The 12904-nt window shown below is 65.6% G+C and carries 16 protein-coding genes; 7 read left to right on the forward strand and 9 right to left on the reverse strand.

What is annotated here, in order from left to right:
* Positions 1 to 53: 53 nt before the first annotated feature.
* Positions 54 to 1043: a LysR substrate-binding domain-containing protein gene (locus tag RH90_RS17300; RefSeq protein WP_232280376.1), complete on the reverse strand. Its 990-nt coding sequence runs from the start codon at positions 1041 to 1043 to the stop codon at positions 54 to 56.
* Here RH90_RS17300 and RH90_RS17305 point away from each other — a divergent pair.
* A complete protein-coding gene (locus tag RH90_RS17305; RefSeq protein WP_010187462.1) occupies positions 1023 to 1631 on the forward strand; it encodes a pyridoxamine 5'-phosphate oxidase family protein in 609 nt (202 codons plus the stop codon). The genes RH90_RS17300 and RH90_RS17305 overlap by 21 nt on opposite strands.
* On the forward strand, positions 1628 to 2038 hold the full coding sequence (locus RH90_RS17310) for a VOC family protein (RefSeq protein WP_010187463.1): 411 nt from the start codon (positions 1628 to 1630) through the stop codon (positions 2036 to 2038). Before RH90_RS17305 ends, RH90_RS17310 begins: the two co-directional genes overlap by 4 nt.
* 142 nt (positions 2039 to 2180) lie before the next feature.
* Here RH90_RS17310 and RH90_RS17315 read toward each other — a convergent pair whose 3' ends face one another.
* On the reverse strand, positions 2181 to 3068 hold the full coding sequence (locus tag RH90_RS17315; protein ID WP_010187464.1) for a LysR family transcriptional regulator: 888 nt from the start codon (positions 3066 to 3068) through the stop codon (positions 2181 to 2183).
* Positions 3069 to 3193: 125 nt separating this feature from the next.
* Here RH90_RS17315 and RH90_RS17320 point away from each other — a divergent pair, with 125 nt between their 5' ends.
* From RH90_RS17320 to RH90_RS17330, 3 genes are all read left to right on the forward strand, one after another.
* Positions 3194 to 3901, forward strand: coding sequence for a peroxiredoxin-like family protein (locus tag RH90_RS17320; RefSeq protein WP_010187465.1), 708 nt, complete (start codon positions 3194 to 3196; stop codon positions 3899 to 3901).
* A 238-nt stretch (positions 3902 to 4139) separates the two neighbouring features.
* The gene (locus tag RH90_RS17325; RefSeq protein WP_010187467.1) at positions 4140 to 4436 is read left to right on the forward strand and encodes a putative quinol monooxygenase; all 297 of its coding nucleotides are present in this window, start codon (positions 4140 to 4142) and stop codon (positions 4434 to 4436) included.
* Between the two features lie 109 nt (positions 4437 to 4545).
* A complete protein-coding gene (locus RH90_RS17330; RefSeq protein WP_010187469.1) occupies positions 4546 to 5274 on the forward strand; it encodes an alpha/beta fold hydrolase in 729 nt (242 codons plus the stop codon).
* 282 nt (positions 5275 to 5556) lie between these two features.
* On the opposite strand, the gene RH90_RS17335 is transcribed toward RH90_RS17330, so the two are convergent.
* Both RH90_RS17335 and RH90_RS17340 read right to left on the reverse strand, forming a co-directional pair.
* Positions 5557 to 5937, reverse strand: a complete 381-nt coding sequence (locus RH90_RS17335; protein ID WP_010187472.1) for a DUF1622 domain-containing protein — start codon at positions 5935 to 5937, stop codon at positions 5557 to 5559.
* Positions 5938 to 6245: 308 nt separating this feature from the next.
* Positions 6246 to 6638: a winged helix-turn-helix transcriptional regulator gene (locus RH90_RS17340; RefSeq protein WP_010187474.1), complete on the reverse strand. Its 393-nt coding sequence runs from the start codon at positions 6636 to 6638 to the stop codon at positions 6246 to 6248.
* 102 nt (positions 6639 to 6740) lie between these two features.
* Between RH90_RS17340 and RH90_RS17345 the strand changes: the two genes are divergently transcribed.
* Positions 6741 to 7460 carry an SDR family NAD(P)-dependent oxidoreductase gene (locus RH90_RS17345; protein WP_232280377.1) on the forward strand — a complete coding sequence of 240 codons (720 nt, stop codon included), beginning with the start codon at positions 6741 to 6743 and terminating at the stop codon, positions 7458 to 7460.
* Between the two features lie 79 nt (positions 7461 to 7539).
* Here the strand turns inward: RH90_RS17345 and RH90_RS17350 are convergent, their stop codons facing one another.
* The 5 genes from RH90_RS17350 to RH90_RS17370 all read right to left on the reverse strand — a co-directional run bounded on the left by RH90_RS17350 (position 7540) and on the right by RH90_RS17370 (position 11655).
* A complete protein-coding gene (locus tag RH90_RS17350; RefSeq protein WP_010187478.1) occupies positions 7540 to 8214 on the reverse strand; it encodes a DsbA family oxidoreductase in 675 nt (224 codons plus the stop codon).
* 281 nt (positions 8215 to 8495) lie between these two features.
* Positions 8496 to 9158: a TorF family putative porin gene (locus tag RH90_RS17355; protein ID WP_010187481.1), complete on the reverse strand. Its 663-nt coding sequence runs from the start codon at positions 9156 to 9158 to the stop codon at positions 8496 to 8498.
* A gap of 19 nt (positions 9159 to 9177) precedes the next feature.
* Positions 9178 to 10407 (reverse strand): S8 family peptidase, encoded by a 1230-nt coding sequence (locus RH90_RS17360; RefSeq protein WP_010187483.1) that lies wholly within the window; start codon positions 10405 to 10407, stop codon positions 9178 to 9180.
* Positions 10404 to 11072 (reverse strand): anti-sigma factor family protein, encoded by a 669-nt coding sequence (locus RH90_RS17365; RefSeq protein ID WP_010187484.1) that lies wholly within the window; start codon positions 11070 to 11072, stop codon positions 10404 to 10406. Before RH90_RS17365 ends, RH90_RS17360 begins: the two co-directional genes overlap by 4 nt.
* Before the next feature lie 10 nt (positions 11073 to 11082).
* A complete protein-coding gene (locus RH90_RS17370; protein WP_010187486.1) occupies positions 11083 to 11655 on the reverse strand; it encodes an RNA polymerase sigma factor in 573 nt (190 codons plus the stop codon).
* A 223-nt stretch (positions 11656 to 11878) separates the two neighbouring features.
* On the opposite strand from RH90_RS17370, the gene RH90_RS17375 reads away from it, so the two are divergent.
* Positions 11879 to 12850, forward strand: a complete 972-nt coding sequence (locus tag RH90_RS17375; protein WP_010187488.1) for a hypothetical protein — start codon at positions 11879 to 11881, stop codon at positions 12848 to 12850.
* Positions 12851 to 12904: the final 54 nt, after the last annotated feature.

Here is a 12904-nt window from a genome sequence, read left to right on the forward strand (position 1 = left end):
ATTTCAATGTCGGCCGAGGTTGAACACCCAGAATGGTCCGTTCGGCAAGACGGTCACAGCCAGGCGCCTTCGCGTGCGCTCTCCCGCATCGCCTCGATGAAGATCCGTACCGCCGGCATCGCTCCGCGCCCGGCCTCATAGAGCAGCGTAATCGGGATCGGGCGTGGGGCATGTTCGGCCAGGACCGGCACCAGCCGCCCCGCGCCGATCGCCGCGGCGGCCTGGTAGCTCAGCACATTGGCCAAACCCGATCCGGCCTCGGCGGCGGCGATGGTCCCGTCGATGGTATTGATGGTGAGCCGCGGGGCGATCTTCACGATGGCGTCGCCTGCGGCTCCGAACCGCCAATTGCTGCCGTCGCGCACCCCGTTGCAAGCGATGCACCGATGGCGCTCAAGGTCGGTCGGCACCATCGGCGTGCCATGCTCGGCGAGATAGGCGGGGCTTGCCACGATGGTCTGTTGCACCGATCCGATCGGCACGACGCGCAGGGCGCTGTCCGCGAGTGCGCCGATCCGCACCGCCACGTCGATCCCCTCCTCGACGATGCGGACATTGCGGTCGACCAGCATCATGCGGGCGTTCAGACCATCGTATCTGGCCAGCAGCGCGCTGATCGTGGGCAGCACGTGCAGCTTCCCGAACATTACCGGCGCCGTCACGTAAAGCTGTCCGCGCGGCACCGATCGCCCGCCCATCGCAATCTGCTCGGCCTCGCGCAGATCGGCGAGGATCCGCCGGGCACGATCGAGAAACGCCAAGCCTTCGTCGGTGAGCGAAACCGCCCGGGTCGAGCGATGGAACAGCGTGACGCCGAGATGCCGCTCCAGCGCCGCGACCGCACGGGTGACCGCGGGGGGTGACGTCCCCAGCGCGCGCGCGGCCGCAGCGAAACCGCGCCGGTCGGCAACGGCGACGAACGACGTCAGGGCGTCGAAGCGATCCATTATTCCTCGATGTGCAATAGTGAACATCGAGGATCGAGGATTATCATCGTATCCGCAACGTATTATCTTCCCTGCATGGCACAGACCTTTCTCCACACCCTCTTCGGCCCCCGCGCCCGGGCGATGCAGGAGGCGGATGGATCGCGCGCATCCTATGCGCGGTTGGAGGCCAATGCCGGACCGGTGGATATCCTCACCGAGCGCGAGGCTGGTTTCATCGCCGCCCGCGACAGCTTCTACATGGCAAGCGTCAGCGAGCAGGGCTGGCCCTATGTTCAGCATCGTGGCGGGCCGGCGGGATTCCTGCGCCGGATCGCGGGCAACCGGATCGGGTTCGCGGACTATCGCGGCAATCGGCAGTTTCTATCGGCGGCGAACCTGATGGCCGACGATCGGGTATCGCTGTTCCTGATGGACTACCCGAACCGGCGTCGGCTCAAGCTGATCGGCACGGCGCGGGTCAGTGACGATCGGGCCGAGATCGCCACCCTGATGCCGCGCGGTTATGCTGCCGAGCCCGAGCGAGCCTTCCTGATCGACGTGGTCGGTTTCGACTGGAATTGCCCTCAACATATCAGCCCGCGTTTCACCGAAGCGGAAATCCGCGAGCAGACCCGACCCCTGCTCGATGAACTTGCCGAGTTGCGCGCCCGCGTGACCGAACTGGAAGGAAGAAAACCATGACGACACAGCCGACCCTTGGCGTCCATCATATCGGCCTGACCGTCCCGGACCTCGATCAGGCGCGCGCGTTTTTCTGCGAAGTCCTCGGCTTCGGCGAGGTGGGCGGTGTCCCGGAATATCCGGCGATTTTCGTGTCCAACGGCGCCGTCTTCCTGACGCTATGGCGCGCCGCCGATCCGCTGACCGCGCGCGCCTTCGACCGGCGCGCGAACATCGGCCTGCATCATCTTTCGCTGTCTGTGGCCGACGACGCCGCGCTCGATGCGCTATGGGCAAAGCTCAGCGTTCATCCCGAAATCGTGATCGATGCCGCACCGGGCCCAATCGTTCCGGGAGCGGCCACGCGACACTTTCTCGTGTTCATCCCGGGCGGCATCCGGATGGAGTTCGCGACGCCCTTCGCTTGACGCATTGGTAGGGCGAGCGGCAGCATCGGACGCCCGCGATGGCAGATGCCGATCCGCCTGTCGCGGCGCCCGACCTACCCACGCGCCTGACCGATTCGCGTCTTCGACGCGTTCGATCCGGCGACTGGCGATGAAGGCGAATTTAGGTCTTCGCGAAAATCTGCTCGAACCAGCTCACGAACGCGCGCGCCTTCGCCGTCGGCAGCCGACCGCTCGGAAACAGCGCCCACAAGTCGGCGGTGGGGAGCTTCCAGTCGGTCAGCACCGGGACAACGCTTCCGCTCGCAAGCTCCGGTTGCATTACCCAGCGCGAGCTGATCGCGAGGCCAAGGCCGGCAATCACCGCCTCCCGAACGCCCTCGGCCGCGCTGAACGACAGTCGCGTGGGGATACGCACCGACGTCTCCCCATTTGCGCCCTGAAAACGCCATTCCTCCGCGATCAGCCCCTGCGTGTAGACGAGCGCGGTGTGCTCGAGCAGGTCGGCGGGAGTCGACGGAGTGCCCATCCGCGCAAGGTACGTCGGGCTCGCCACGACCAATCGGTCGCACGTGGCGAGTTTGCGGGCGGTCAGGCTCGAATCCGATAGCTCTCCCCCGCGGAGCGCGACGTCGATATTCTCGCCCATCAAATCGACGAAGCGATCGTCGAGGACGAAATCGACGCGAAGGTTCGGATGCGCGTCGAGGAAACCGCCGATCTTCGGAATGACGTGCAATCTGGCGAAGGTAACGGGGGCGCCGACGCGCAGCCGTCCATCGAGCCCCTTGCCCAATCCGCGCGCGGCGGTCTCTGCCTCATCGGCTTCGGCAAGGGTGCGCCGCGCGCGCTCGTAGAACGCCTGGCCCGCTTCGGTCGGGTGGAGTTGCCGCGTCGAGCGGACCAGAAGCCGGACCTGGAGACGCTCTTCCAGTGCCGCGACAAGTTTCGACACGTTGGGCTGGCCGGTCTGCAAATCGCGCGCAGCCGCCGAGAACGAACCGGCCTCAACGACGCGGACGAAAACCTCCATCGCATGCAATCGATCCATTCGCCGAGCCACCTATTCCATAATTGAATAAGTGATATCGCTTTGGCTCTCCTACTGCAACGCATCAGAATAGCGCATTTGGGCGGCAGGGCAGCGATGATGCTCGGCCGCCACGGAGAAGCGCGATGAATTTCCAGGAAACTTTCGCCCATATCCTGCAATCGGATTTGCCGCTGCAGGCCAAGCTCGATGCCTTCAAGATCGAGTTCGATACGCGGCTTGCCCCGCCCGCAGCCGTCGAAGCGCTGCATCGCTCGGTCGATGAATTGATCGCGTCGGGCGCACCGGATCGCGCGCTCAAGGTCGGCGACGTCGCCCCGGCGTTCACCCTCCCCGACCCGGACGGCAAGCCGGTTTCGTCCGCAGCGCTCCTGACCAAAGGGCCGCTCGTCGCGAGCTTCTATCGCGGCGTCTGGTGCCCGTACTGCAATTACGAGCTGACCGCGCTCGAGCAGGCGCGCCCGGAAATCGAGGCGCGTGGTGCGAGCCTGGTCGCGATCTCGCAGCAGTTGGCGCCCAATAGCCGGAAGTCGCAGCGCCAGAACGGGCTCGGCTTCCCGATCCTGGGCGACCATGGCGGCGCAGTCGCGGCGGACTTCAACCTGCGCTGGACGCTGCCGGAGTATCTGCGCGTGGCGCACAGGACGCTCGGCGCCGACCTGCCGCAGTTCAACGGCGAGGACAGCTGGACGCTGCCGATGAGCGCCCGCTACGTCATCGCGCAGGACGGAACGATCGTCTACGCCGAGGTGAATGGCGATTATACCCGGCGCCCCGAGCCGTCGGCGATGTTCCCGGTTCTCGAACGGCTGGCGCGCCGGCAGGCCGCCTGATCCCTCTTGATCGTCGCTCGACCGTCACGTCGCTGCTGTGAAGCAGCACGCGACAAAGGTGAGCGCCTGATGTCCGCATCTGCGCGCCGCGCTCTGATAGTATCTATCACGGGTGCAGCAAGCAGACCCTCGGAAAGCGTAAATCGACATTTACGTCACGGCACCGAGCTGGCGATGTCGAGCCAGCTTAGTACTGCGCGCGCCACCGCTCGCGCAGGTCAACACAAGGAACATCGCAATGTCCAAGTTCGCATTTCTGATCGAGATGAAGGCCAAGCCTGGCAAAGAAGCAGACGTCGAGGCGTTTCTCGCGAAAGAAGCGTCGCTGGTAAAAGGCGAGGCCGGAACCCTGACGTGGCACGGCTCGAAGGTCGAAGGGGAGACGGGCGTCTACCGGGTGTTCGACTCGTTTATCGACGAGGCTGCCGGCGAGGCCCATATGGCTGGTCCCCCCGGACAGGAGTTCGTCGAGCGGGCGGACGATCTGTTCAGTGAGACGAAGGTCTTTCGCCTGCAGGTGATCGCCTACAAGTAAGGCCGCAAGGCGGCGCTTGATTGCCAACGCTGACAGGCGCGTGGGCGGCTTGGCGCGACAGAAGCGCCGGCCGCCCATCCACACACCTCCCTCCCCGCAAGGACATCCAGTGGACACCGAATCAGCCAAACCCACGATCGTGCTCGTGCACGGCGCAGTCGAAGATTCATCGCTCTGGACACACGGCGTGATCCAGGGGCTGCAGCGCGGAGGCTACCCTATCAAGGTCTTCTCCAATCCCTTGCGGGGCGTGGCGCACGACGCTGCCTATCTGCGCAGCCTGCTCGACACGATCGAGGGCCCGGTGCTCCTCGTTTCCCACGCCTATGGCGGGGCCGTCATCAGCCAGGCCGGGGACGACCCCAAGGTCAAGGGGCTGATCTATGCGGGGTCGCCCATGCCAGCAGCGGGGGAATCGACGAACGACTGCCTCGACCGGTTTCCCGGTGGCGATTTCGCCACGTCGGTCGATCTGGTCCCCTACACCCTGCCCGACGGCACCAGCGGCACCAACCTTGTCGTGAAAGCGGAGAGATACGCTTACCTCCTCGCCGGCGACGTGCCCGAAGACAAAGTCGCGCTGATGATCGCCACTCAGCGGCCCATTTCGCTGGCAGCGCTCGACGAGAAACTGACAGCGGCGGCCTGGACGAGCAAGCCGAGCTGGCAGATCCGGCCGCTGCTCGATTCTGTCATCCCCCGGGCGGAGTTTACGTTCGAGGCCGATCGTGCCGGCGCGCACGTGATCGCGTTGGAATCCTCGCACGCTATCCCGGTGACCTTCCCGGACGTCGTGGTGGATGTGATCGGCAAGGCTGCCCGGACAGTCGCGCCGTAACGGCGGCGACCAGTAGCGGCGGTAGCTGGTGCGGACCTGGAGCAGTCAGGCCGCCGCAGCCACCGCGACGCGCCATCGGCGCGACCGGGATACGGCTCGACGAGAAAAGGCATTGGCATGCAAACCACTTCTGAGCTTTACGGCGCGTTGACGGGCAAACCTAGCCTCGAGGCGTTCGCTTGAGACGACGATCGGGGGCATTGTCGTCGGTACCGAGAAAAACGCCTTCCGCCTCCGAATGGGGCTATCCGTCAAACCAGTCGTGACAGGAGACGTTCCGTATTACCGCTCGCGGCTCCTGGCGCGATCCGCGTCGCGCGCCGTTCGCCGCCATGGCCAGCATCCTTCGATCTCGGTTTCGAGCGAGAAGCTCAGAAAGGTACGGATCGCGATAATGGCGCCAAGCAGCCCGACGCTCGCGAAGGTTAGCGGCGCAGTGATCGTTGCAATTATGTCGGCCCCGACGAGAAGCTCGAGACCCAGGAGAATGCCACGCCCCAACCCCGCTCGATACCGCTGATACGCGTCGCTCCAGTTCGTCTTACTGCCGTCCAGGCCGAATCTTACCGAGGCAAGCACGACACCGCCCAGGATTATCGTCGCTCCGACCAGCTCGAGGAGCTTGGCGAGGATATCAACGACAGCGTGCGCCTGCTCAATCATGCTGCTGATTACGCGGAAAAGGCTTCCTATTGCTATAGGTCGCCTTCGCCGACCGCACGTGCCTCCGACGACCCGATTGCGGTCCTTTGCGGCGTGGTCTTCGCTTCCCGGTGTCTGCCATTCGTTCGCCTGGATCGTAAGACCGTTTCGGGCCCGCGGGCCTGGCCACCCAACACCCAAACCCGGTGGCAACGGTTCTTCCGCCTTTCGGAGAGAAAGGCGCGATTGCGTCGCCTGGCGTTACTGTCTTCGCGACGGGGATCGTACTTTGGGACGGCGTGAGAAAATGGTGGCGCGTCCTTTGACAGCTAGTTTCCGTCTTCCAACCCGCCGCCTGGTTTCGAAGCGTCATAGGCACATTGCGCGTTTTCCAGCGCGGTGCCATTGGCGAGCGCCCAGTTGTAGAGGGCGGCAAAGGGTTCGCGCAGCGAGCAGCCGAGATCGGTAATGGTGTACTCGACGCCGATCGGCTGCGTCGGCAGGACCTTGCGACTGATCAGGCCGTTGCGCTCGAGACGCTTCAAGGCCTCGGACAAGGCCTTGTGGGTGATGCCGTCGAGGCGGCGCTTGAGGTCGTTGAACCGCGCCGGCTGGGTGCAGAGGACGCTCAGGATCAGCACCGTCCATTTGTTGGCGATATGGTCGAGGATGGGCCGCGTCGCGGCGACATCGAGCGGCAGTTCGAGCACGTCGGTGGCCATGGGTATATGCCTCACTATCTACGCACCATCTGGTACCTTCTTGCGATCAGATATAGAATCTATATCTGCAAGTCATCCCCCGCAACGTGAGGACGTATGAGCATGCTTTCTGGAAAAATCGCGGTCGTCATCGGCGGCCTTGGCGGTATCGGTGGTGCCATCGCAGAGCGGTTCGCCAAGGAAGGTGCGACGGTTTACGCCACCAGCCGTCGCGCCGAAGAGCGCGAGGTCGAGCTTGGGGCCGGCATACTGCGCGCGCGCCGCGTCGATAGTGGCGATCTGACCGCGCTCGCCGCCTTTTTCGAGGCGGTGAAGAGCGCGGCCGGACGGGTGGACGTTCTCGCCGTCAACGCCGGCATCTCCGAGTTCGCGACGCTAGACACCATCGGCGAGGATCATTTCGACCGGACCTTCGACCTCAATGTGCGCGCACTGCTGTTTGCTACCAAGGCCGCGACGGCGGTCATGCCCGATGGTGGGTCGATCGTGTTGGTCGGCTCGATCGCCGACGCGATCGGCACCAAGGGCTATGGCGTCTACGGAGCGACCAAGGCCGCCGTGCGCTCGTTCGCGCGGACCTGGGCCAATGAGCTCGCGCCGCGCAACATCCGCGTCAACGTCGTGGCACCGGGACCGACCGACACCGCGATGATGGCGGCGGCGTCCGACGAGGTGCGCGCGACGCTCGCGAACCTGATCCCGCTCGGCCGGATGGCGCGTGCCGACGAGGTCGCCTCGGCCGCGCTGTTCCTCGCCAGCGACCAAAGCAGCTTCATCACCGGAGCCGAGCTTCCGGTCGATGGCGGCATGGCGCAGGTTTAATCCCGACGCGAGCAGGACTTACGTGGTTCGGGGGGCAGCGCCGCAACCGCCGCCTTTCCAGCGCTCACGTTCGGCGCCATCATCGTCCGGCTGCAACCGTTGCGTCCCGCGCCTCGGCCGCGATGTCGCGAAGCGCCTGTTCGAAGACTTCCGGTGGCTGCCCACCGGAGATCAGATAGCGCTCGTTGATCACGACGGCCGGTACCGCGCTTATGCCGCGCGATTGCCAGAGCTGCTCTTCCGTCCGGACGTCATCGGCGTATCGCGTCGACGACAGAATCGCTTTTGCCTCGATCGGATCAAGCCCGACAGCCGTAGCGACCCGCACCAGAGCCTCGTGACTGGAAGGATCGCCGTGATCGGTGAAGTACAACGCGAACAGGGCCTCCTTGAGGGCCTGCTGCACACCCTGCGTCTCCGCCCAATGGAGCAGGCGATGCGCGTCGAAGGTGTTGTAGATCCGGCTGCCCTCATTCATGTCCATCGTGAAACCAACCGCCGCTGCGCGATCCCGGATCATGGCGCGGTTCGCCGCGGACTGCTCCGGCGTCGAGCCATATTTCTGCGCGACGTGTTCGACGATGTTCTGACCCTCCGGCGGCATCGTCGGATTGAGTTCGAACGGTCGAAAAACGATATCGGCGTCGATCGAATCGGCTAGGCGCGACAGCCCGGCTTCGAGGCCACGCAGCCCGACCACGCACCAGGGGCACGAGACGTCGGAGACGAAGTCTATCTTGAGCCGTGTCTTCATCTCGATACCTCTCCATGTTCATGATCCGTGTTGCTTGGTCACGGCCAGCTGACGCTGCATTCCCAACACTTCGGTCGGTACCCTATCATCCCCTGTGCCGGCTTGCGCTGCAGCAGAAACGACAGCGTCATGCCCGGATCGCCTGCAGATCAGCTGCCGTCAAATAGTGAGCAAACTCAGAGATTCAGAGGGGCGTCCGTCCCGCCCTTCAACGGCCTCTATTGGATTGAATTAGCACACCCATCAAAGCTTCTCGAGTTAGAAACACGCGTTTCCCAAGATCAAAAACTTCGATTGATCGCCAATACCATGGTTCCACGCCAGCGACCGCCGTCTTCATCGGGTCCCCCACCCACGAGCGTCGCGCTGACCGTCGCTTTGCCGATTTGACGAGACAAACCGAGCCGACCGTCAATCTCCACGCGCTTCAGCGGGCGTCCCTCGCGCTGCGGCGGCGCCAAGGCACCGACATGGCTGGCGAGCGACCATGCGCCGCGATCGAAGAGCAGACCATCGAGTTCGACATAGGTCGCCGACCGGGCATGGCCGTCGTAATTGGGCGAGTAATAGATGTGGGTCGAAAACCGCCGCCCGACCACGCCCAAATAGGCCTGCGTAAAGCGCCCGCCATATTCTACCGTGGCATACCGGCTGTAGAAACGGTTGGTGACACCCGCATCCAACGCCAGCCCCGACCGGAGGCGATGCGCGTAGCCGACATGTTGAACCGAGCGGAGCGGCTGGAGCCCGTCGTTGCGGGTCGGCCCCAGCGTGACCGAGAGACCACCATAGACGCCGCTCACGTCGTCATAGGAGATCGCGGCAGTCGCGACGGGAAGGCCATCGCTGGTCGAATGGCCGCGAAAGCGGTCATCGCTGGCAAGGGTGAGGCTGTAGCCGGGTTCTGCGCGCGCCACGGTCGGAATCAGAAGCGCGATCGCCACGCCGAGCAGACGCGTCGGGTCAGCGCGCCACGCGGCAGCCCCCGCCCTTTCCGCCGCTGGCGAGCAGCAGCGTAGCGCAGGCGTCGATCGACCCGCTGCCGGCATCAGTCGACGCGAGTTGCCGGCCGCCGCGCGCATTTAATTCGCGCGCCAGGGCGAGCAGGCCGCTGACATGCGCCGCTGCGTAGGAATTGCCGCTGACAAGATACCATCGTCCCCCCGGCTGCGTCGTCGGGACATCACGGCCAGGGGCGTTATAGACGCCGTGCCGCGACGCGGCCACCCCCAGTTCGGCAACCGCGACGACGCCGGGGATCGACGCCGGGAACCCTTCGCCGGTCCGCGGATCGATCGCCGCGACGACCGACATGCCGCGACGCATGCCGAGCTGGATCAATCGCGTGAGCAGCAGATCCTGCGGGCCGGTGAGGCTCATGTTGACGATATCGACGCCATTGCCGATCGCATAATCGAGCGCGCGCGCCAGGCTGAGGCTATCGCACACCGTGCCGCCGGCGGTCCGCTGCCAGCAGGCGCGCAGACCGATCAGGCGCGCGCCGGGGGCCACACCGGCGATACCGACACTGTTGTTCTCGCGCGCGCCGATGATCCCGGCAACGCCGGTGCCATGCGTTTCGGGGCCGGACGCTGCGCCGACGAAGTTCTGGCTCGAGATCAGCTGCCCGCGCAGATCGGGGTGGCCGGTGTCGATCTGGCTGTCGACGATCCCGATCTTGACGCGGAGCCCCGTCGCCATGCGGTGCAGGTCCGCCAGCTGCCAGTTGTGGGCGGCGGGCTGCGCCGCGAACAGCGGGTCGTTGGGCGCGCGCGCTTGGGCAGCCTGCGTCTCGAAATGATTCATCGGCTGCGACCAGGCGACGCCCTTCAGGTGCGACATATGCTCGCTGACGTCGGCGAGCGGCGTGGTGCCGGGCACCGTCATGATGACGCAGTCGATCCCGAGCGTCGGCATCGGCCAGGTGTCGAGCACAGTGAGACCGTTGTCGCGGGCGAGCCGCTCGGCCAAACGTCGCCGCGCGCGTGCCGCTGCTGGATCGCCATAGCCGCCGCTGCCGCCGCCATAATCGGCGGATGGCCGGTAATGCTCCGGCGGCAGCTCGAGCATGACGAGGATGCGCCGTTCGGGCGATGAATCGGATACGGTCACGGGCGCGGTCGGGGTCGGCGCCTGTGCCATCACCGGCACCGCGCACAGCGCGACGGCAATCGCGATCAGTGCGCGGATCATTCCGCCGGCGCCTGCTCGATCGGTTCGGCCATCGCGACGTCCTTGTCGGCGCGCAGCATTTTCAACGCCGTCCCGTCGGAGCCGCCGGGGACGTCGAGCACCCATGCGCCCGCGCTGGTCGGCCCGTCGACCAGCCGCGCGCCGCTCGCCAGCAGAACGCGGCGCAGCTCGGCCTCGCTCGTACCGGGACGAAACATCGCGAGCACGTTTCCGGTCCGCACCGCCGGTGCATCGCCCAGGACACGATAGGGGCCGGCGCGTTCGGTCGGGATCGCCAGCCCGCCCAGCACGAGCAGCCCGACGAACTGCGCGGCGACGACCCAGCGCAACGTGCGCGGCTGCGACATCGCGCGCCGAGTCGAGGCCGCCCAGCGACGCCGGCTACGGTCACGTCGCGGTATCGATGGCGTTTCGACAGGGCGCGGGGCGGCGTCGATCCGCGCCTGCAGCGTATTCCAGCTCGGCGTCAGATCGGATGTCTGCGCCGCAATGGCGCGCGCGAGCCGGCGCTCCATCTCAAGCTCCGCCCGACAGTCGTCGCATTCGAGGAGATGGGCCTTCACCAGCGCCTGGTCCGCCGCCTCCAACTGCCCCGTCGCATACCACGGCAGCAACAGCATCGCCGCGCGATGGCGATCGTCGAATGTCGATGCAATTTCGTCCATGTCGAACATCCTATAGCCAGTCGGCCAGATCGCCCGCGAGCGACTGCCGCAGATTGCGCCGAGCATGGAACATGCGGGTCTTCACCGTGTCGGTCGGGCAGTCCATGATCTCCGCAATTTCCCGATATCCAAGGTCCTGATAATAGGTCAGATTAACCACCGCGCGTTGCGGTGCCGACAGCTGTGCGATCGCCTCGGCGAGATCGCGCGCGACGCGCGCCCTCCCCGCCGCCCGGTCCGGCCCGTCGCTCTGCGCGTCCGCCATCTCGGCGGGGTCCTCCTCGACAGGCTCGTCGAGCCGCCGCAGCGCGCTCAGGCCCTGCCGATAAGCGATGCCGAACATCCAGGTGGACAGCCGACTCTCGCCGGCAAATCCGTCGATCCTGTCCCACACGACCATCATCGTGTCGTTCACCACCTCCTCAACCAGATACGGCCGGCGCAACAGGTTCGACAGGAAGCGCGACAGCGGCGTGTGTTCGCGCCGATACAGTTCCTCGAACGCGGTGATGTCGCGGGCCCGCAACCGCGCAACGATTCCCGCGTCGCCATTCCGGCCGTGGTCCCCCGTCCGCTGCGTCACGCGTGTTCAGCCCAGCCTTTCCTTGCTCGTTCGAGTGTTGGTAGCAGCCCGCACCCGAAAGGTTCATCCGCCGCCTGTTTTTTTCGCCTACCACACCAACCCGCAAAAATATTTCGCCGCGTGTTGAACCGTTTGCCGCGCCGCGCCCACTCACGAGGACCGGGTGCCTGACGGCACGGGTGCGGCCCGAGCGGGATCCGCGGTCAGACAAGGGGCAAAGAGCATGACGTTCGACAGACAGTTCGCAAAATTCAAGATCGGCGGCGCGGCGCTAGCCGCGATGCTCGCGCTGGTGGGGCTGCCCGGCGTCGCGCAGGCCGCGAAGTCCGATGGCTGCCCGGGCGGCGGCTTCACCGTCAGCGGCTTTTCGAACGGCGCGGTGCTCGGCACCAGCGGCCTGAAAACGACGGCACAGGCGTCGCTGATCCAGCCGACGCTAACGGTCACCGGCAGATACAACACCTTCGACATCACCAGCGACAGCTTTGCGGTCCGCAATTATGCGTTCACCGGCGTCGCCAACCCCGAGGATCTGACGGGCGGCCACCGCACGACCGTCTTCCAGGAAAAGACCCCCGATCACCGCGGGCTCGTGCTCAACGGAGCGATGACGGTCGAGATTGACGGCGACAGCCTCGTCATCACGCGCACCGGCCCCGGCCTCAGCATGCAGATCCAGGCGAAGGATTGCGCGGCCGGCGGTGTGTTCCAGATGGAGGTCGAGCGCGGCGACGGCACCGCGACGCGGATCACCCATGTCCTGGCGCCGGGCGCGTTCTTCTACGACAACCCCAATTTCCGCGCGCGCCAGGGCGACGTCGTGCCGTTCAAGGACACGACGATCGCCGTCACGCCGCGGATCAACATCGGCAACGACGTGTCGGCGAAGTTCATTGCGCGCGACAGCTCGCAGGTGGCGACGCGGGTCGACGATCCGACCTGCCCCAACCCGATCCAGACGCGCACCGGTGCGATCAACATCGTCAAGCATTGCGGCCGGGTGTCGAAGTGGGACGTCTCGAGCGGTGGTCGCCTGGGCTTCGTAACGGGCGAGGACGCGACCGAAGTCGCGCCACCGCCGACCGTATGCACGCACAAATGCCAGGCACAGAACCAGGTGCAGGGCCAGTCGGTCATCCTCGGCGCGCCGTTCCCGGTGCCGACCGAATCGCGGCTGAAGCCCGACCTGTCCTGATCTAGCCTTCACGGGCGGGTGTCGAACGCCGGTTGCCTCGACGCCCGCCCCCTT

It is taken from the genome of Sphingomonas sp. PAMC 26605 (genome assembly GCF_000241485.1).
GTDB lineage: Bacteria > Pseudomonadota > Alphaproteobacteria > Sphingomonadales > Sphingomonadaceae > Sphingomonas.